General features: G+C 36.9%; 19 protein-coding genes and 1 other annotated feature. Of the genes, 4 read left to right on the top strand and 15 right to left on the bottom strand.

Annotated elements, in window-relative coordinates:
* Position 1 precedes the first annotated feature (1 nt).
* The 4 genes from ID741_RS17255 (at position 2) to ID741_RS17270 (ending at position 3,066) form a co-directional block, all read left to right on the top strand.
* A complete protein-coding gene (locus ID741_RS17255) occupies positions 2-796 on the top strand; it encodes an ABC transporter permease subunit (RefSeq protein WP_438720956.1) in 795 nt (264 codons plus the stop codon).
* A 437-nt stretch (positions 797-1,233) separates the two neighbouring features.
* Positions 1,234-1,692, top strand: coding sequence for a helix-turn-helix domain-containing protein (locus ID741_RS17260; RefSeq protein ID WP_438720957.1), 459 nt, complete (start codon positions 1,234-1,236; stop codon positions 1,690-1,692).
* Between the two features lie 5 nt (positions 1,693-1,697).
* Complete coding sequence (locus tag ID741_RS17265; RefSeq protein WP_438720959.1) at positions 1,698-2,444, top strand: ABC transporter ATP-binding protein; 747 nt, start codon at positions 1,698-1,700, stop codon at positions 2,442-2,444.
* On the top strand, positions 2,425-3,066 hold the full coding sequence (locus ID741_RS17270; RefSeq protein WP_438720960.1) for an ABC-2 transporter permease: 642 nt from the start codon (positions 2,425-2,427) through the stop codon (positions 3,064-3,066). The genes ID741_RS17265 and ID741_RS17270 overlap by 20 nt, the downstream gene beginning before the upstream one ends.
* Positions 3,067-3,208: 142 nt before the next feature.
* On the opposite strand, the gene ID741_RS17275 is transcribed toward ID741_RS17270, so the two are convergent.
* The 15 genes from ID741_RS17275 to ID741_RS17345 all read right to left on the bottom strand — a co-directional run bounded on the left by ID741_RS17275 (position 3,209) and on the right by ID741_RS17345 (position 19,224).
* Positions 3,209-4,396, bottom strand: a complete 1,188-nt coding sequence (locus ID741_RS17275) for an NADH-dependent oxidoreductase (protein ID WP_438720961.1) — start codon at positions 4,394-4,396, stop codon at positions 3,209-3,211.
* 109 nt (positions 4,397-4,505) lie between these two features.
* Entirely contained in the window at positions 4,506-4,808 is a 303-nt protein-coding gene (locus ID741_RS17280) for an ArsR/SmtB family transcription factor (protein WP_438720962.1), read from the bottom strand.
* A 144-nt stretch (positions 4,809-4,952) separates the two neighbouring features.
* Entirely contained in the window at positions 4,953-5,225 is a 273-nt protein-coding gene (locus ID741_RS17285; RefSeq protein ID WP_438720964.1) for a zinc ribbon domain-containing protein, read from the bottom strand.
* Positions 5,226-6,059, bottom strand: a complete 834-nt coding sequence (locus ID741_RS17290; protein WP_438720965.1) for a prenyltransferase — start codon at positions 6,057-6,059, stop codon at positions 5,226-5,228. It abuts the gene before it with no gap.
* A 135-nt stretch (positions 6,060-6,194) separates the two neighbouring features.
* Positions 6,195-7,547 carry a peptide MFS transporter gene (locus tag ID741_RS17295; protein ID WP_218325482.1) on the bottom strand — a complete coding sequence of 451 codons (1,353 nt, stop codon included), beginning with the start codon at positions 7,545-7,547 and terminating at the stop codon, positions 6,195-6,197.
* A 31-nt stretch (positions 7,548-7,578) separates the two neighbouring features.
* Entirely contained in the window at positions 7,579-8,460 is an 882-nt protein-coding gene (gene pepI, locus ID741_RS17300) for a proline iminopeptidase (RefSeq protein ID WP_438720966.1), read from the bottom strand.
* A 10-nt stretch (positions 8,461-8,470) separates the two neighbouring features.
* Positions 8,471-9,550, bottom strand: a complete 1,080-nt coding sequence (locus ID741_RS17305; protein ID WP_246601433.1) for a M24 family metallopeptidase — start codon at positions 9,548-9,550, stop codon at positions 8,471-8,473.
* Positions 9,551-10,088: 538 nt separating this feature from the next.
* On the bottom strand, positions 10,089-10,541 hold the full coding sequence (locus ID741_RS17310) for a threonine/serine exporter family protein (protein WP_218325480.1): 453 nt from the start codon (positions 10,539-10,541) through the stop codon (positions 10,089-10,091).
* A gap of 24 nt (positions 10,542-10,565) precedes the next feature.
* The gene (locus tag ID741_RS17315) at positions 10,566-11,330 is read right to left on the bottom strand and encodes a threonine/serine exporter family protein (protein WP_438720967.1); all 765 of its coding nucleotides are present in this window, start codon (positions 11,328-11,330) and stop codon (positions 10,566-10,568) included.
* Between the two features lie 179 nt (positions 11,331-11,509).
* Positions 11,510-12,577 carry a M24 family metallopeptidase gene (locus ID741_RS17320; RefSeq protein WP_218325479.1) on the bottom strand — a complete coding sequence of 356 codons (1,068 nt, stop codon included), beginning with the start codon at positions 12,575-12,577 and terminating at the stop codon, positions 11,510-11,512.
* Positions 12,578-12,731: 154 nt separating this feature from the next.
* Positions 12,732-14,021, bottom strand: coding sequence for a chloride channel protein (locus tag ID741_RS17325; protein ID WP_438720968.1), 1,290 nt, complete (start codon positions 14,019-14,021; stop codon positions 12,732-12,734).
* 87 nt (positions 14,022-14,108) lie between these two features.
* Positions 14,109-15,119, bottom strand: a complete 1,011-nt coding sequence (locus ID741_RS17330; protein WP_438720969.1) for a replication initiator protein A — start codon at positions 15,117-15,119, stop codon at positions 14,109-14,111.
* A gap of 648 nt (positions 15,120-15,767) precedes the next feature.
* Complete coding sequence (locus tag ID741_RS17335; protein WP_218325476.1) at positions 15,768-16,298, bottom strand: hypothetical protein; 531 nt, start codon at positions 16,296-16,298, stop codon at positions 15,768-15,770.
* Between the two features lie 16 nt (positions 16,299-16,314).
* On the bottom strand, positions 16,315-17,166 hold the full coding sequence (locus ID741_RS17340) for a ParA family protein (RefSeq protein ID WP_438720971.1): 852 nt from the start codon (positions 17,164-17,166) through the stop codon (positions 16,315-16,317).
* 987 nt (positions 17,167-18,153) lie between these two features.
* Positions 18,154-19,224, bottom strand: a complete 1,071-nt coding sequence (locus ID741_RS17345) for an iron-containing alcohol dehydrogenase family protein (RefSeq protein WP_438720973.1) — start codon at positions 19,222-19,224, stop codon at positions 18,154-18,156.
* A gap of 134 nt (positions 19,225-19,358) precedes the next feature.
* Positions 19,359-19,596: a binding site (T-box leader), on the top strand.
* Positions 19,597-19,643 lie beyond the last annotated feature (47 nt).

Raw genomic sequence — 19,643 nt, forward strand, 5'->3', positions numbered from 1 at the left:
AATGACCAATTTACTTTTTAGAGAACTAAAAAAAAATTTCAAAGCATTTCTTATCTGGTTAATCCTCTTGATTTTAGTCAACGCCTTCCTGCTTTCAGCCTTCGAATCAGTTGCTGAGACCGCGACACAATCTCTCACACAATATCCTCCAGCATTTGTTAAAGCAATGTTGCTGGATCAGTTTGATATGACAGATATCCTACACTATTACGCTAGTCGCTCATATATCCTAGTAACTCTTTTCGGTAGCATTTATGCAGTAATGCTAGCAGGCAATATTTTATCCAAGGAAGAAAGCGACCAAACCATTGAGTTTTTACTTTCAAAACCTATTTCCCGTTCCGAAATCATTACAGCAAAACTTTTGTGCATTCTGCTTTATCTTACTTTGTTTGACAGCTTGTTTGCCGGTTCCAATTTTCTCTTAATGGATTGGTTTAAACTTAAGCCTTTTAATTTTTCAGCGTTTCTATTGGTTTCTATAGGCGGTTTTTTGACTCATTTAATATTTGCTACTATTAGTTATCTATTATCGGTCTTTGTGACTCGAACAAAAACGATTCTATCCCTTTCTTTAGGTCTGGTTTTTATCACTTACTTTTTGAATTTACTGGCGTCAATTGAAGAAAAAATACATTTTGTTAAATACCTCTCCCCTTTCAGCTATTACAGCGCGGAAGATTTAGTTATCCAGATAACATTAAACAGCCACTATTTTGTTATCAACCTCTTGGTCATTTATTTATCGATTGGTCTGACCTACTTCAGTTATCTTAAAAAAGATATTGCTGGGTAAAAATAATAAACTTCTGGATCAACTAATAGGAATTGGAATGCTAATACTGATAAATCAATTAGTATTAGCATTTTTTTGAATAAAATCAGTCTTGAAAGAAATTCCCTCTAGCACAATATTTATCAGACTTGTTTTGACGTCAAGGTCCTTCCGCAGTTCATACTGAAAAATGGAGATAAAAAGCATGTCATCATGTTCGAATACTGCTGTTTCTATATCTTATGGTATTTCTACGCGTACCTTACGCTAGCTGGGGTTTGATTCAAAGTCAAAAAAATATCTGGCTATGCTTATCACATGTATGATGATGAAAATCTGCAATTGCTATAGTAAATATTGATTTTACTTGTGCAACTAAAACGAACAAAAAATGTATTCAAGAGTTGGTTGAATCTCTGGAATGACTTGTTAAAATGAAAGTGGGAGGTATGAAAAGTATGAAAAATAAAAAAATGAATCTCAGTCAGAATTTGATATATTTGCGCAAAAGTAATCATTATTCCATTGAGACTGTGGCTGAAAAAATCGGTGTTTCCCGCCAAGCGGTCTCTAAATGGGAAGCTGGGGAGACGATTCCAGACTTGATAAACTGCGATTTATTGGCTCAACTTTATGATGTTTCCTTAGAAGATTTAATCTATTATTCGCCAACCGAAAATATTCCCCTGCCACCGAAAAATAAACATATTTTTGGCACTGTCGTTCTTGCTGAAAGAGGACAAGTAGTATTGCCTAAAGCTGCTAGAGATTTGTTGCAGCTAAAAGCTGGGGATCGCTTGATGGTCTTAGGTGATAGTGCAACTGAAACACAAGGTTTGGCCTTGATTCCCGCGGATCATTTCTTGCGGGCAGCTGAGGAAATGATGGACAATTTTTATCCGAAAACAAAGGAGTGATTTTCATGGATTTATTGACTGTCAGAAATTTGACTAAAAAATACCCGCAATTTACTTTAGACAGACTATGCTTTAATTTGCCCGCTGGCGCAATCATGGGGCTGATTGGCAAAAATGGTGCTGGTAAAAGCACGGCCCTCAAATCTTTGCTAAACATGGTGCACCCAGATAGCGGCGAAATTAAGATGTTTGGACAAAATTTTTTTCAAGCTGAAGCAGCTTGTAAGCAACAATTAGGGGTTGTCTTAGGAGGAACAGATTTTTATCCTTACAAAAAATTACGGGATATTACTCAAGTCACTAAAAAATTTTATCGTCATTGGGATGAAGCTGCTTACCAGAAATACATGACGCTTTTTGAATTGGCTGAAAATAAAAAAGTTAACCAATTATCTGAAGGTATGAAAGTCAAATATGCAATTGCCTTAGCTTTATCCCACCAAGCAAAATTGTTTATTTTTGATGAACTGACTAGCGGCTTAGATCCTGTCGCTCGCGAGGAATTATTAGAGATTTTTCAATCCTTAGTTGCTGACGGTACCAGAAGTATTCTTTTTTCTACGCACATTACTTCGGATTTAGACAAATGCGCCACTCATATTACTTATATTCGAAAAGGTCAGCTGGTATTAAGTGCTGAAAAAGATCGCTTTATCCAAACTTTTCAAAAGGAAAATCCAGCAAATACGACGTTCGAAGACATCATGCTCTACTCAGAAAGGAATGTTTCACATGAATCATTTGCTGTATAAAGAGTTTCGTTTAGCAGCCCATCCCACTCTCAATATTTTTTTATGGATGGGAGCACTGATTTTAATTCCTAGCTATCCTTACACGACGGTTTTTATTTTTGGCTGTTTCGCGCCACTGATTACTTTGCAAAATGGACGAGAAAATCACGATGCCTTTTACACTGCAACTTTGCCAGTTAAAAAAAGTCAGGTAGTAAAAGGTAAGTTTTCATTATTTATCACTACACAAATCGGCCAATTATTTCTGACTCTACCTTTTACAATCATTCGAATCACTCAAATCCCCATTAAAAACACCGTCGGTATTGCGCCAAATTTAACTTATTATGCCGCTGGTTTGCTGGTTTTCACACTGTTCAACTTTTTCTTTTTCACCGAATTTTACAAAACAGCCTACAAAATTGGCAAGGCCTTTATCAAAGGAATGGTACCCGCCCTTTTAATAGCTGTTTTAACTGAAACCATCAGCCACATCCCCAAATTAGCTTGGTTAAATAGTCTAAATAAAACCGATCTACGATTACAACTACCGATATTTCTTTTTGCAGTACTTTTCTTCATTGCCGGTAACATCTTGGCTTTTAAAATTTCCAAAGAAAGCTTTGAAAAAGTTGATTTATAGCATATATCAAAAAATTACCACAATATCTAGGACTGATAGAAAAACCCTATTCGTTCTAATTTTTATAAAATAATAGGAACGAATGAAAATTCGTTCCTACCACAAACCAAACTTTTCTTTCAGTCCAATTTAATCAATTACTTTATTTATGATAAAACATATCAAATTGTCCAGTATGCATTGACCGGATACTTTCTCCACCAGGTATTGCTGGCAAACCTAACGAATCTATTCGTGAAAAAGCTTCTTTCAAACCCATTGTCCAGCTGACATATTCAATATTTTCAGGTGTTATTTCATGAAAAATACTTGATCCCTCGCCATCCAATACTTTTTTGGCAAATTGTGGTTCCACCAACGTTCCACGACCAATAGCAATTAAATCAGAATATTTTTCTATCGCATCACGCGCACTTGCTTCGTTAAACACGCCTCCTACAATCAATAACTTGGTTTCTTCGTCTAATATCTCTTTAAATAATTCAGCATAACTTTTTTCAACCTTTTCCGGTCCTGAACCATAACCATCCCACAAAGATAGATGAATATAGTCTAGTTTGTATTTCACAATTTCTTGAATTAATTTTGTAGACTCTTGATAAGTGTAACCAATTTCTGTTCCGTGAATTTCTTCTGGACTAATCCGGTAACCAATAATAAAATCTGCAGGTGCATCCTCTTTGACTACCCGAACAACTTCTTCAACAACTGCTAAAGGAAAAGCCATCCGTCTCGCTAAATCTCCACCCCATTGATCTGTCCGATGATTGGATAACTTAGAGAAGAATTGTTGTAACAAATAATGGTTAGCACCATGAATTTCAACGCCATCAAAACCAGCAACAATGGCACGTTTTGTCGCACGACCAAAATCTGCAATAATTGCTAAAACTTCTTGTTGTGTTAATTCCCGTAAAGGATAATCTAAAAATGGAAAATCAATCCCACTTGGTGCAACAACTTCTGCGCCACTAACCGCTTGTCCAATTGCTGCACGACCACCATGATGAATCTGTAGAATTGCTTTATTGCCATCTTTTTTTAATTCTTGAGCAATTTTTGTTAATCCATCGATATGCTTATCAGAATAAACTCCTAGCTGTTCTGGATATCCGGGAGTATAAGCCGGCCCACCATTTTCACTCACGTAATGGAATTCTGTAATCAACATGCCAGCGGCTTGCGAACGTGCCGAGTAATAACCCACGGTATCATCAGAAACAAACCCTCCTCGTTTACCTGAATGTGTTTGCATCGGTGACATGGCCATTCTATTAGTTAAAACTGCACCATGACGTAACTTGACTGAATCTCCTAAATTGTTTGTCAAAATAAATTTACCTACCCTTCAAATTTTCATAGAAAAATATTTACATCTATATATCTAATTTTATCGATATGACAAAATAAAAAAATAGCTATAAAATACTTAATTGATTTTATAGCTCTTGATCAATATAATCCCGCAACTTGAGAATCGTTTGCTCATTTCTGCGATAATAGGTCCATTTCCCAATTCTAGTAGCTATCAACAAATTGGCTTTTTCTAAAATCGAAAGATAATGGGAAGTTGTTGATTGCGTCAGCCCTAATTTTTTTTGGATTTCGCCAACACAAACCCCTACCTCCACCATATCGACATCTGTTTCATGAACGAAATAAGCGGTGGGATCTTTTAACCAATATAATATTTGTAATCGATGTTCATTAGCTAGTGCTTTAAAGATTTCTATATTTTCCATAACTTTATTATATCTAATTTTCTCGATATGTAAATATATTTTTTTATTTTTTAAATGAAAAACGAATGAACATTCGATCCTTTTCTAAATAAAAACAGTTTTAGGATGACTTTACCTAGAACTGTTCATTATTATAACAAGCTTTTACCGCCACCGTTTCAACTGCGGGAAGAATCCCAACATAAATTCTCGGGCTTCTGTTTCTGTTTTATTTTGTGCCTTCAGTACCCCATCTTCCTTCAAATGCTGCACACTAAGCGCAATCATTTCCTCCATCGTCATTTCACTTGTGAAATTTCCATCTTGATAACAATAAAAACAATACTCTTGATTTTTACTACCGCCAGCATCTGTCCCCAACATTTCCTGATTTTCCAAGGGCATTCCACAACTTTGACAATAAGTGATTTCTTGCATTTAATCAGTTCCTTTATTGATAGTCAAATTTTCCAAAATCATTTGATAATACTTTGTTGCTAACTGACTGACTTCCCCTTTTTTACAAAAAGCCAATTTATTCAAACGAGGAGAATGGCGTTCCACCACGATTTGATCCGCAACCGTTCGACTTTTCAGCCATTCAAAAGCTTCCAAAAAACGCGGGTCTTTTTGCGCTTTAGGATAATGGGACAAGACATAGACATAATGAAAAATATTGTAATCCCCTAACGGATACTCCACTTGCATAAACAACCTGCCAATTCCATAATGACAAGGACCAATTGGCACCTTCATCTCCCAATGTTTTAATAAAAATTCTACCGCCCCATCTAATTGCCGCAATTCTTTAAAATTCGGTTGATAAATAAAAGCATGCAACACATACAACGTTGTCATGGGCGTCGAAAATTCTGTCTCAGGTCCTCGCCCAAAACTATATTTTTTACATTTCCAACCACCATCAGCTTCTTGCGTCTCTAAAAAATAGCGGTAAGAGTTTTCCAGCCGCGGATCTTGCGCTTGTCCTAAACGACACAAGCTCGTCAAAGTAATCGCTGTCTGACAAGGGACCATACCACCTTTTGGATAAACTTTAAAACGCCCATCTTCTCTTAACACTGAAAACAGCAAATCGACATTTGCCTGAATCACCGGATCATCAATTGGCACCCCCAGCTCCACCAAATAAGTCGGTGCCGTCACTGCATTATACGGACTGCCCTTAAACAAACGTAAATCCTCCGTCGTCCAATAATCATAATCAAATTGCTTTTTGTAACTCATAATGGTCTCGATATCTCGTTGGTACATGGTTTCACCTTCTTTGTTTATTGGCTTTTCTCCATTTTTTGAAACGCTTTTATTCATTTTATCTTTTTTAAAAATAGCGGTCAAACAGATAAAAAAATAGACTTCGAAGAAAATTCTCCAAAGTCTAAAGTCTGATTAATCTTTTTCTAATTGATCCAATGTTTTAGAACCAAACCATAGAACCAAACCAATCACGATTACGATAGCTGCTAAGATTCCGTAACCCATTTGGAATTGACTTGGATCAGTTGTTTGTAGCAATGAATAAATTCTTGGATAAATTAAAGTTGAAGCGAATACCGCGATTGGCCATAAACCTAACAAGAAGCCCATTAGTTTTGATGGTGCCAAGTTCACGATAAATGAGTTCCCTAATGGCGAGAAGATCATTTCCCCAACTGACATCAAGATTGAAATAACTGCAATCCATACTAATGAAGTTGCACCGTTACCAATCATGTCTGAGAAGACCATAACCACGTAAGAAAGACCAACTAGGATAATTCCTAAGGCAGTTTTCTTGAACATGCTCATATCGCCTTTCGGACGGTTCGCCATCTTCGTCCATAAACGACCTAAAAGTGGACCTAAGATAATACAAGTCAAGGCGTTCATTGAATCGAAGTAAGAAGTTGGTACATGGAAGTTACCGATAAACCAGTTGGCACGGCCTAAGAATCCAGCGCCGTCACCCCAACCGAAGTAGTAGTAAGCAGGCATATAAGCCAAATACCAAACAGTCCAGAAAACAATTGAGAAGATTGTTACTAATACAATCGCAAATACACGTTTTTTATCAGTAGCAGATAAAGGTTGATTTTCTTCAGCTGCTTTCTTTTGTTCGTCAACGAATTGACGTTGGTCGATTTTGAATGGTTTTTTACCAGCGTCACCTAAAGCACGGCCGTTTACTAAGAACCAAATAGCATCTAAGAATAATAGCAATCCACAAATTAAGAATACGCCGTTGTAACCAATTACTGGAATTAATAATACTAAGAATGTTGTCCCAGTAAATGAACCGATATTTACAAATGAATACTGTACTGAGAAGGCCTCATTCAGTTCTTTTTCATCACTGAACAGCAACCCGTTAATCCCTGATAAGTTCCCTTTGAATAAACCAGTCCCGATGGCAACTAAAATAATCATTGCCCAAACCATACCTAATGAATTGGCTTGCCAAGTAAGCAAATAACCAATCCCCATTAAAACCGCACCTGCTGGTACACAAAGTCGTGGGCTCAACCAGTAATCGGCTAAATAGCCCCCAACGATTGGTGTGATATAAGTCGCAGCTAAGAATGCCCCAGACATTGAAGCTGCCTTCACATCATCAAATCCTAACCCGCCTTTACCAACAGTTGTTGCAATCCAAATTGCCAACATATACTTTACAGTATAAAAAGCACAACGCTCAAAAGAGAAACTCAATGAACAGACATAAAAGCCAAAAGGTTTTTTCTTTTTCACAGGAGTCGCTTCCATTTTCATCCTTCTTTCTTAAATAAATATTTTTTTAGTCGTTATCACGCATCCATTGTTCCAAAATTGCCATATATTTAGGTTTTTCTTCAACAAATGGCATGTGACGGCTGTAGGCGAATAGTTCCCATTTTGCATTTGGGATGGCATCAAACATGGTTTTTGCAACTAGTGGTGTGGACAAATCATTAGTGCCGCTAGTTACTAGACTAGGAATCATTAAGTTTGGTAATTTATCTGTATATTCATAGTCATGCAAAGTACCAGTTGGTGAATATTCGTTTGGTCCCCAACCTGTGATGTAGCTTTCTGTTCCGGGTACTTTTTCCCGACGCAGTGGTTCAGGTGAATCTACTTTTGGTACTGCCGCAGCATGACGCACCATAAAACGATCATTGGCAGCCAAATAAGCTGGGTCATCGTAGTTCCCAGTAGCTTCTGCCTTAGCAATTGCTGCTTGATCTTCTTCTGACATGAATTTAATCATGCGGTGTTGTTCTTGTGCCCATAGTTTTGCTGAAGGCAAGGTACTTGATAGAATCAAACTCTTGATTCCTTTGGGTTGGTAATCACAAACATAAATAATTGCTAACATGCCGCCCCAAGATTGACCTAGAATATGGACTTCGTCTAATCCTAGATGTTCTCTCAAAGCAATCAATTCTTCTGTCCAGGTTTCTTTTGTCCAAAGACTTGGATTTGATGGAACTGCTGATTTGCCGCAGCCAAGCTGATCATACATAATCAACTGACGGCCATCGACTGCCATCTCATCTAGCACTTCGAAATAATTATGGGTAGAGCCTGGGCCGCCGTGAAGTAAGATCAGAGGTGTTTTCCCCTGACCTTGCTCACCGACTACCCGATAATAAGTTTTGTAATCTTTAAAGGGCATATAGCCTTCGGTGATTTTCATCTTATTCCTCCTAGCCAACGATTTCTAGATCTTTTGGATAGCTGTTTAAGTTTTCGCAGCCATCTTCTGTTACGATTACTAAATCTTCAATCCGCACACCAACTTCGCCAGGAATGTAAATGCCTGGTTCGATTGAAAAGACGTTGCCGACTTCAGTCAAGTTTTGGTTAGAACCTGAAACATCTCCAGTTTCATGATCTTCAATACCGATGAAGTGACCTAGACGGTGAGTGAAGTATTCGCCATAGCCTTTTTCAGTAATGTAGTCACGAGCAGCTGCATCAATTGATGCCAATGTTACGCCAGGTTTCACTGCATCGATCCCTCTTTGACAAGCTTCTTTAACGATTTCGAAAACTTCTCGGCTCTTTTCAGGAACTTCTTTGTAGAAATAAGTTCTTGTCATATCTGAGCAGTAGTTGTTTTTCACGCCACCGATATCAACAACGATGCTATCGCCTGGTTTAGGTAATGAATCATCTGTTTCGTGATGCGGGTCAGCGCCGTTTGCGCCATAAGCAACGATTGGATCAAATGAATAACCAGAATTGCCTAATTCAGCATAAATTTTCGCTAATTCTTCAGTCATTTTACGTTCAGTCCAGCCATTAGAAAGAAGTTTCTTCAAGCGATCAATCGCCATGTCATTAGAACGAGAAGCTTCTCTCATCAATTCTTGTTCTTCATCATCTTTGATTGCACGCACACTGTCAGTGATCGTTGAGCCGTTGCCTAATTTTGCATCTGGCACTAATTCCATTAAGCGTAATAAGAAATGAGCTGGCCAGTTTTTGTCGATCCCAAATTTTTTGCTTGAGTCAACATATTCTAAAACTTTAGCCACACCATCATCCGTATCATCGATAAAGACTTTGTCCACACCTAAATCTTCTTCGATCGGGAATAGTTTGTTAACGATTAAAGTATTTTTACCTTCTGGTGTAATCACCAATACTAATAACCGTTCACCAGGATGGATCCAACGTCCAGTCAAATAAAAGATTGCTACTGGATCAGAAACAAGTAACTGACCGTAGTCTTCCTCTTTCATCTTCTCAACGATTCTTTGAACGCGACTTTCTTTTAACAAAATCAACACTCCCTTAGCTATATTTTGCCATCTTCACATGGCTCATAAAAACAATACGCAGATTGTTTTACATGACATTTTTTATAGCGACGATTACCAAAAAAACTTGATGTATAACAGTTTGCAATTTCCCGAGTCAAATAATATGCTTGTGTAATAATTCACCTAACCCGACATAAAAATAACCATAAAGCACAGAAAAATGCAAGTTATTTTCGGAAAAAATGTTTTTCTATCTTCATCGCTATGACGATTTTACTATATATTTTCACATTTTTAAACGTTTTCTTTGATTTTTTCACCAAAAATTCAGAGAAACATTCGTCTTTTACTTTATTAAAAACACTGTCATGGCAGTTTTAAATCATATGAAAGCGCCTACATTATCAAGCGCAGTAAGCTTGTTTAGGGTTTTTTGTCATTTTTTGAACTTTATATATAACAAAAAACCTTCAGAACTTTTTTTTCCTGAAGGTTGCATTTTCTCATTATTTTTATTCTAAAAAAAGAACTGTTATAGAACATCTACTACAAAAATTTATTCTGCTAATTTTTTTCTTCGATGATAAGAGTAAAAACAATTTGGCGATAGTTCATAGCCAACAGAGATTCCTAACGAAATGGCGATAGCGATTTTCAAGACTTGAACACCAATTTGTGCAGCCTCGATCGAATCACCAATAAAGAAATTGTAAGTAAAATTATAAATCCCCAATCCCGGCACTAAACAGAAAATTCCGCAGATTAAAAAGATAGTCACTGGTGCCCGCAAAGCAAAAGACGCTTCTCGCGACAAGTAGATTAAAGCCAAAGAAGCCACAAAAGTCGCAGCAATCGGCGCATTAACAAAATGCATAAAGGCCAAATAAATCCCCCAGCCAATCGCCCCAATCGTCCCGCACCAAATATAATATTTTTTCGGCACTTCAAACAAAATAGCAAAAGAAACAGTCCCTAAAAAACCAGTTAAAATTTGAAAAAAAGGATTCATGCTGGCACCTCCTCCGTAAAATTTTTAAAAAATATTAAGCACTGATAAAACCAGACCAACGCCCATCGACACACACAAAGCGGTGATCACTGCATTAATCATTTGACCCCAGCCAGAACTGTAATCACCATCAAATAAATAGCGAATTCCGTTGACGACCGCTACCCCAGGCAACAAAGAAATGATCCCACCAGAAACTAAAGGCGTTAAACGTAAGGTAGGAAAAACAGCCACCAAAATTCCTGCCAAAACCGTCACTAAAAAACCGCCAGTAATATTTGAGATAATGCTAGACATCTGAAATTTCGGCACCAAATACAGCATGAAACAAGCCAAGACCAATCCTAGGAAAAAGGCGCCCAATGAACCCAAAACTGTCCCACCAAAGATATAACAAAAGCTGGCACTCCCCATGCCATAAGCAGCTATCTTTAAAGGTGTCGAGGCAAAATTTTCCGCTTTGATTTCCTCTAAACGCGCCCGCGCCTCAAAAGGTGTCAATTTATTTTCTTTAATCCGTCGCGACAAAGTATTAATCTGTTCAATCCGCCCTAAATTAATCGGCGATATCGGCACATCCCGCACCTTAGCCTGCACCGTTTGATCTTTTAAACGGGCCGTCATGAAAATACCGTTTATCAAAACAAAACTATCAAATTCCTTCAGCTCTAAAGCCTCCGCCACATGACGAATGGTGGTTTCAATCCGTTTAATCTCAGCACCATTCTCCAAAAGCGTTTCTCCAATATCATAAACAAAATCAAAACGCTCCTGCTCGCTCATTTCCATGACCAAACCTCCTTTATTGTTTCTATGTATTTTTAATCTGGTTCGTTTTTACCAGAATTTTACTAGATTTTCAGTACGCATACCATTCTACTAAGGCGAAATACGCCAAGTAGAACTGGCATAAAGATAGGGGCTCCCTCGTGTTGAGTTAGCCCCTTGTAGTATAGCTTATTTAGTTCCTATAATTCAATCAAATCATGCGGTACGCTAATCATATTTTCGTAGCCATCTTTAGTGATTAGCACTTGGTCTTCAATCCGGACGCCGCCCCAATCAGGAATATAAATTCCTGGTTCAACTGTCATTACAGAATTTTCATCTAAGACATCATCATATTGTTCTGCCAAATAAGGCAATTCATGAACAAACAAACCAATCGAGTGACCGATGTTGCCATAAGTATATGGAATGTAGTCAGTGTCTTTCAAAGGTTCTAACGACGCACGATAAACATCCCGCACCGGTACACCCGCTTTTAAGACCTCTAACGACGCTTCTAAGCTGCGTTTTTCATATTCATAGACATCTCGCTGTTTTTCTGTAGCTTTGCCGACAACGACTGTCCGCGTCATATCTGACATGTAGCCATTAAACTGACAACCATAATCCATCAAAACAAAATCGCCGTATTCAATCGCTTTTTCAGAAGGAATGCCATGAAGCAATGACGTATTTGCACCAGAAATTAAAATGTTACCGTAAGGTTGTGTGTCGGCCCCTTCTTGCACCATGTACATAGAAAGTTTAGCTGCCAATTCTTTTTCCGTTACCCCAACTTGGATATCTTCTAAAATACGATAAAATGCCCGACATGAGATTTCACAAGCATTGCGCATATATTGGATTTCTTCTGGTGATTTAACCACCCGCATCCGATCAATCACGCCGCCTGCTTGCACCAGTTCACTTTTAACTTTACTAGAAAAATCAGCATACATATCATAAGTTAAATGATCGGCTTCAAAGGCAATTGATTTAATATTGTGTTTTTCTGCCAAATCAGCTACCGTATCTCCTACCGTACGTCCAGGCAAGCGCCAGTTGATAATTTCATAGTTAGGCACTTCTTTTGCTGCTTGTTCTGTGTAACGGGGATCAGTTAAAAAATACAATCCATCTTGTGTAATCAACATGTAGGAATCATCACCAGTCCAACCGCTGGCAAAGCGAATGTTCACCCGTTTGGCCAAAAAGAAGCCATCAATTTTTTCTTGAGCTAAATACGCGCGAATCTTTTCCTCGTTCATTTTCATACCTTCTTTGCTTTTATTTTTGAAAACAAAAACGCTTCCACAAATAAGCGTATCAAATTTTTCTGAGAAAATCACCACAGTTTTTAAGTAAATTTTTTAATCTACAAAAAAAACGACTCCCGCTAAAAGCGAAAATCGTTTCAAAAAATTATCTGCGGCTACGTCTGCGATTGCCATTTGTTTGACTATCCGCAATTCGACGGCTAACCGGTGCTTTTTTTCCAAAGGGTAAATGACGCATGAAAACGGTGGCTGCATAACCAGCTAACCAGATCCATAAAAAAAGTTCCACGGGAAACAATAGGAGGAACAAACACGCAACCGCAAAGGGTTGACGCAAGATTATTGCACAACTTGCAGCAGTAAAAATCGCCACTAACAGACCTTCAGAGTAGGGCAAAAGATTGGTAAGTGCTAATCCAAAAGCTACACTGGCAAAAATCATTGGGAAAATAGTTCCCCCCCGCCAATTAAATGCCAAAGACATCATAGTCAAAGCAACTTTCCCTAATGCCATTACCAAAAGCATCACAAAGCTTAAATTTTCAGCCTGACGAGTAAAAGATAATAAAGTATGCTCACCAGAAAATAATAAATTCGGTGCAAAGACTCCCACTAAGCCGAAAATAAATCCAGCTAAAATAGCTAACGGCAACGGATTCTTGATCCGGCGATTAAATTTTTCCGCTTTTTCTTGTGCAAATATAAAAAATTGTCCGAATAAAGCGCCTAAAACGATCATCGGCGCAATCAGTAATAATCCTTGCCATGTAATCCCATTATCCATGCTGCGGATCGCAAAAACTTGTTCTTGTCCTGGCAGCAATTGATTCATCAGAAGATAACCTAAAAACCCGGCAAAGGTCGTGAAAATATAAATCACATACCGCTTCAAGCGACTTTCAGTTAAATTTCGCCAATCATCAGCCTCCAATGTCCGGCCAATCCCAAACAAAGGTGCCATGAAAATGATTCCCAAAGTCGTTCCAACACCGAACTCTAGCAACTCTTCCCGGTATTCTGAAACAAAACCAATCCGGTCAGCCGCAAAAGTCAATAAGCCAGCCATAATCGCAATCAAAGCAGCTTCTGGTCCGACACTTGCTCCAAATAATAAAATCAAAAAGCCAGCAGCGGCATTCTTCCAAATCTGACCTTGTTTATAATCCACTCGATCCCGACTATAAAACTCCGACAATGTTTCATTGATCGAACGAGGGTAGGCTTTAAAACGTTGGGCAAACATTCCCACCAGTCCCCCACCAATCAAACAGATTAGTAAAGGATACAACGCCGGATCATTGATTAGACCGGGAATATAATCCCAAATAAAATTGTGACACAAGGTGACAATACTTAAAAATAGTCCAATCACTGCCCCACAAGCCAGCCCAAATAGCCCACTATAGGCAAAGTAACGTAACTTAAAATTATCCATAAATAAATACCTTTCAACATAGACTCTGCTACATTATATCAAAGCTTGCCATGATTAGTAGCTAAATTACGGGTTTTTTTCAGAAAATCAAGCGGATTTTACTAAAACTTTCCTTTTCTGAAAATTTTCTACCCGTTCCAAAGTAGCAGCCAGGTGGTCATTCACCTCATAACTGTCCACTAGAAACTGACGGGTTTTTTCCACAAAGAAACCCTTCAAAAAGCTAAAGAAGAACGCTTCTGGTTGAGAAACATTGCCATAACGATAGATTTGTTCACAGGCTTTTGCTATAGCATCAGCTAAGCCGTTTTTAAAATAAGGATTGTTTTCAAAAGTTAAAGCCTCTGCTTCTGGCGGTAATCCAGCTTTAATAAATTGTTGATTAGCTACATATTTAGCTTTAAAGATTAAATCAACGAATTTTTTGGCTTTAAGATAGCGATTATCACAAAAAGGCAAAAAGCGCATAAAGACTGTCTCAGGGATTAAATGAGCATAACGAGCCTGTAAACCAGCCAGCAAAGCGGCTTCTTTATCCACAGGTTGCTGTAATTTTTTAGGCGCTACGCCTGTTTCACTTGTTTTATTTGTTGTTTTTACTAGCTGTTTACTTGTACTTATCGGCAAATTTTGCGAACTGGTGCTAGCAGATTTTGCATCTCGTGATTTATCCACAGTTTGCGGGGCGCGATAATTTTTGAAAGTAAATTTCATGACGGTCCCTTCTGCAGGAGCTTTTGGATTCGCCACATAAATCCGATAATTTTTTAAACCATGACGAACCACTTTAATTAAGCCAAGTTCAGCCAATTGGTTTCGTAAAGTCGTCACTTTTCGCTCAGAAATTCTTAAAACCTCGGCTACTTCTGCATTACTATAGTAAATAAAGGGAATTTTTTCTTCATCCAGCCAACTGCCATCTTGCAAACTATTGTGGATACTGCAAGTCATACGCTGGGTATAAAGAGCATGCAAAAAGATTGCCTCAATCGATAGATCGGCATATTGTGGATTATTTAAAAAATTAAAATCAATTGGTAAAAAATTGCTGTTGGGCAGATTATCTGCGGTCATAAATGTTGATGTAAGACTATTCATAATACTCACCTTTCTCTAGGAAAACTTAAGAAAAAGTTGGTGAAACTTCGTGGTTCAATAGTCTGAGGTGATTGAGATTTGAGTAAATTTGTGGTACAATAAATAGAGATTAGGAGAACGCCAAATTTTCACTAATCTTTAGGATTTAAACAATCTATTTTGACTACTGAATATGTTAATCGCCAAATTAACATCATTCACCGAAGAGTTTGAAGATCGCCAAATCTTTGAACTCTTTTTTTCTTTACGCATTTAGAATAATCGAAATAAAGCCTATTGTAAAGCAATTTATAAACATCTTTTTTTAGGGTAAACTTTTATAAAAGTTCCAAATATGAATGAAGTAAACTTTATTAATTGTTTAAAGATAATTTAAGTTAACCCTAAAATCTTTTAAATCTTTCAATAAAGTAAACTTAAATAAAAGAAAAAAAAGTTTTTTAAAAAGGTCTTTTGTGGAAAAATATTGGTGAGTCGCTATCTATAATTGAATTATCCACAGGACAAGGCAGAATCCCCTTATTAAAAAAGTAAACTTTAAATCAAGTTTCAAAAGTAATAAAAGTAAACTTAAAATAAAGTACAAAGATAAAAAAAGTAAACCGCAAACCTCTTAAAAGAAGGTTTTGCGGTTTACTTTTTTTGTAATTAATTCTCATCATTTTCTAATTCAGCAAATAATTTCTGATATTTAGGCTTCTCTTTATACTCTTCCATCGCGGCATCTTCGACTTGTTTTAAGAAGATTCGGTCGTCTTGCAGCAACTCTTTTTCTAAGTAATAATCGTATAAAAATTCAATCACTTTGTCTGGTGTATAGCCGTCAAATTTAGAATCAATCAAGCCTTGTAGTCGGATTTTTGTTTGAGCAGAGATTTTTTGCATCTCGAGTGCTTTTTTTCGAGGATCATTATATTGACGCTTGCGTCCCCTTTTAGCAGGCGTGCCCTTTTCTCGATTGGCTCTTTGTTCCTGGGCAAGTGCTTTTTGCTGATTCAGCAAGTGCGTTTCCCGTAAGCTACTGGTATTTTCTATATTCTTTGCTGACAATAATTCCTTTGAAGTTGGCTTTGGTGCAGGTGCTTTCTTTTCCTCATTGGAATACTGGGACATTTTTTCGATCCCTTTATTCTTCTTGTTGGCAGTTAAAAGGGAGTCTAGCTTCATTTTTTTTGCCATTTAGCTCTCCCCTCCCCTACTCTTCACCGCTTAGTAAGCGACGATGTTGATCGATTTCATCTAAAATTGACAAGAAAACTTCATGAGCTCGACGGTCCCATTGCTCTACTTTGCCGTTTTTGTTGATTTCATAAGTAATACCAGAGCCATCGTATCGTTTCAAACGGCTTTGATTTAAGACAACGGTGTCCAATAAGTGATTACCGTATAAATCTCTAGCTGCATGATAGATTTCTTGGTCAACTGAGTCTCTTTTTTGCATCATGAAAGGCACAATACCCACCACTTCTAGGCTAGTATCGTATTGTTCAATGAAAAAGTTCATGTAATCAATATAGTTTTGTGCCCCTTTTAGAGATTTTACTTGGGTTTGCAAGATGACAATAACGTATTCAGCCACATACATAGCAGCATTTGAATAAGTACTAATTGTCGGTGGTACATCAATGTAAATGACATCATAAATATCTTTTAATGGCGCAAATAGCTTTTCCATATACTGAAATTGAGCCAATTTATCAGAGGGATACTTTTCGATCATGTAATCTGGAAAATCAGAAAAAGAGATATTTGCAGGAATCAGATCCAATTTGGGGATGATACTGTAAATGGAATCATTAATGTCCCCTCCCCTAACTGCTTCCCAAATCGTATTGTCGAATTCATCAGGTAAATCGTGGGTACCAAAATTCTCAGCAGTTAACTTTAAAACGTCACTGGTATTGCCCTGAGGATCCAAATCGATAACTAAGGTTTTTCGTTCAGTCTGATAGGCGCTCTCGAATGAGAGCATTTGTACAGTGGTAGATTTACCTACCCCACCTTTAAAATTACCAACGACATATGTTTCAGCTTTCTTATTTGCCATAAGGTAAACTCCAATCTATTTTATATTCAAATAAAGTTTACCATATAATAGTTCGTTTGTAAAAGTTTACTTCAACTCTTTTTTTGTGGTAAACTGTAATAGATATTAAAAGTAACCTTAATAAAGTTAAAAAAGTATACTGAAAAGATTTAAGGTATACTCTTTGATACATAGGTAAACTTTAATTAAAAAGAGTAAACTTTTAAATAATTGTAGTAAACTTTTATGACAATAAAAAAGTATACTTCAAATAAAATAAGTAAACTCTATTAGAATGTAAAAGTGAACCTATATAAATCATTTTAAGTACACTTTATATATTTAGAGTAAACTCTATAATTTAAATAAAAGGTAAATTTTAAATATATCTAAAAGGTAAACTTTAAATTAAAACACTGATATAAAAGCTTTATTTGAGGTTAACTTAATTATTAAAAAGTTTACCCAATCAAATAGAAAAGTTTACTGAAATTCTTTTAGGATAACTTTATATCTTCATAAAGTAAACTTCTATATAAAAGAGGTAAACTATTAAAGAAATGAAGTAAACTACAATAGTCATTTAAAGTACACTTTAAATTATAAAAGTTAATCATAAAACATCAAGAGTATACTTCAATTGAAATAAAGTAAACCTAATATATGTAGGTAAACTTTAATTCAGTATAAAGGGTAAACTTCAAATAAAAGAAGTAAACTTAATTATGATATTTAAAGTACACTTCAAATATTTAAGGTAAACGAAATATAAAAAATAAGGTATACTCTAAATTAAAAGAGTATACCTTATTTAATTTAATAAAGTAAACCTCAAAAATATTAGGTAAACAATTTTTTAATTACTGCAGTGATCGTAAGGAGAATAAAAAGTAAACTGTAAATATAAAAGTTTACCTTAAAATAGTATGATTGAGTTTACTTTGGAAATAAAAGTAAACCACAAAAAAACCAATTGAGGTATACTCAATTGGTTTTGAAGTAAACTTTTTAAAGACTTTCGATAACTTGAATGGCTGCGAAGACATCTTCAGCCGTTACATCAGGATCAACCATGTTGAAGGTTTCATTGGCAGAAGCCGCGTGGTTGACCACTTTTATAAGACTTTCTTGGCTAGTATCGGCTACATTTAATGCAGCTAATTTTAATGGTAAACCGGTAGCTTGGTAGAAGGGAATCAGTTTTTGGATTTCGTCATGCTCTTGAGTGTGTGCCAATTGGACTAGAATGCCGTATGCGACCTTTTTACCATGTAATTGATTATGAGTTGCTTCAATATAAGAAAGGCCGTCATGAACAGCGTGAGCACCTGCGCTACGTCCATAAGTTGCAGCAAAGCCACCAGTTTCACCAGCAAGTGCGATGATGCAGTCTGTGATGCGTCCAAAGGCTGGAGATAGGCGTTTATTTTTTAAATCGTCAATCGCTGCGACGGAATCTTGTAGTAAAATGTCTAAGATTGCTTTAGCAGCAGCAATTCCAAGGCGTACATAAGCTGATTTTTTATCCTCACTTAAGCGACGAGTAATGCCGTCAATTTCGTACCATTTTGCTAAAGTATCACCGATTCCAGCGATAAAGTAGTCTACCGGGGTCACTTCTAATAAAAAGTCCCAGTCTACTAATGAAAGAAATGGCGCGCGAGTGATATAGCCAATTGAACGGAAAGTTCGATCGGGATGGTAAACTGCTACGATTGGTGTAAATGGCGCACAGTTTGAAATCAATGTTGGAATCAAAATGTATTCTACATCTAAAACTTCGGCTGTCATTTTGGCAGCGTCTAATAGACGACCGCCACCGATAGCTAAAATCACGTCTACTTGACCGATTTCATCTGCTAAACGCTGCGCATCTTCGCGACTGGCTGTTTCGTCATAGCGATAAATCGGGTAGGGTAGTTCTTCTTTATAGTAGTTAGTGAAAACTTCGTAAGATTTTTTTCCAGTAATTACAGCAATTTTTTCAAAAGAAGCCAAGTATTCTGGTAATTCTTCTAAAATATTTTGTCCACTGACGTAACGATTGGCGCCAGGACGGACTTCGTTGGCAATATTCAAGTATTCATCTCCAGTTCTTAAATTTTGTTTATTGTAATCTTCTGAATTATTAAAGTCAAATGTGATTTCAATAAATATTTGTGTTGACAAATGAGATGTTAATGAGTATTATAACTTCAACAAGACAACTGAAAGAAAACGTGTGGAAGAGAAAAGTAAGTTTCATGTTTCTTTGTAGAGAGTCTCCGCTTGGTGAAAGGAGATAAGAAGCTGAGGTTGAAAAATGGTCTCTGAACGGCATTGTCGATAAGTAGGCAGTGACGGAGTAGCTTCCGTTAACAATGCTCTAGTATCAATGGTACTAGTCAAGGTAGCTTTTGCTGTGAGGCGGCTACGAATTAAAGGTGGTAACGCGACTTGCTCGTCCTTTTTGCTCAATAAATTTGGGTAGAGAGGGCGAGTTTTTTCTTTTAGTAATA

The organism is Enterococcus sp. AZ103 (assembly GCF_051714685.1).
GTDB lineage: Bacteria > Bacillota > Bacilli > Lactobacillales > Enterococcaceae > Enterococcus_A > Enterococcus_A alishanensis.

Excerpts from the sequence above, each read along its gene's own strand:
- ID741_RS17280 (WP_438720962.1), bottom strand. The coding sequence starts at position 4,808 with ATGGAAAATATAGAAATCTTTAAAGCACTAGCTAATGAACATCGATTA.
- ID741_RS17285 (WP_438720964.1), bottom strand. The coding sequence starts at position 5,225 with ATGCAAGAAATCACTTATTGTCAAAGTTGTGGAATGCCCTTGGAAAAT.
- ID741_RS17320 (WP_218325479.1), bottom strand. The coding sequence starts at position 12,577 with ATGAACGAGGAAAAGATTCGCGCGTATTTAGCTCAAGAAAAAATTGAT.
- ID741_RS17260 (WP_438720957.1), top strand. The coding sequence starts at position 1,234 with ATGAAAAATAAAAAAATGAATCTCAGTCAGAATTTGATATATTTGCGC.
- ID741_RS17270 (WP_438720960.1), top strand. The coding sequence starts at position 2,425 with ATGAATCATTTGCTGTATAAAGAGTTTCGTTTAGCAGCCCATCCCACT.
- ID741_RS17325 (WP_438720968.1), bottom strand. The coding sequence starts at position 14,021 with ATGGATAATTTTAAGTTACGTTACTTTGCCTATAGTGGGCTATTTGGG.
- ID741_RS17340 (WP_438720971.1), bottom strand. The coding sequence starts at position 17,166 with ATGGCAAATAAGAAAGCTGAAACATATGTCGTTGGTAATTTTAAAGGT.
- ID741_RS17295 (WP_218325482.1), bottom strand. The coding sequence starts at position 7,547 with ATGGAAGCGACTCCTGTGAAAAAGAAAAAACCTTTTGGCTTTTATGTC.
- ID741_RS17290 (WP_438720965.1), bottom strand. The coding sequence starts at position 6,059 with ATGTACCAACGAGATATCGAGACCATTATGAGTTACAAAAAGCAATTT.
- ID741_RS17310 (WP_218325480.1), bottom strand. The coding sequence starts at position 10,541 with ATGAATCCTTTTTTTCAAATTTTAACTGGTTTTTTAGGGACTGTTTCT.
- ID741_RS17265 (WP_438720959.1), top strand. The coding sequence starts at position 1,698 with ATGGATTTATTGACTGTCAGAAATTTGACTAAAAAATACCCGCAATTT.
- ID741_RS17335 (WP_218325476.1), bottom strand. The coding sequence starts at position 16,298 with ATGGCAAAAAAAATGAAGCTAGACTCCCTTTTAACTGCCAACAAGAAG.
- ID741_RS17255 (WP_438720956.1), top strand. The coding sequence starts at position 2 with ATGACCAATTTACTTTTTAGAGAACTAAAAAAAAATTTCAAAGCATTT.
- ID741_RS17330 (WP_438720969.1), bottom strand. The coding sequence starts at position 15,119 with ATGAATAGTCTTACATCAACATTTATGACCGCAGATAATCTGCCCAAC.
- pepI (WP_438720966.1), bottom strand. The coding sequence starts at position 8,460 with ATGAAAATCACCGAAGGCTATATGCCCTTTAAAGATTACAAAACTTAT.
- ID741_RS17315 (WP_438720967.1), bottom strand. The coding sequence starts at position 11,330 with ATGGAAATGAGCGAGCAGGAGCGTTTTGATTTTGTTTATGATATTGGA.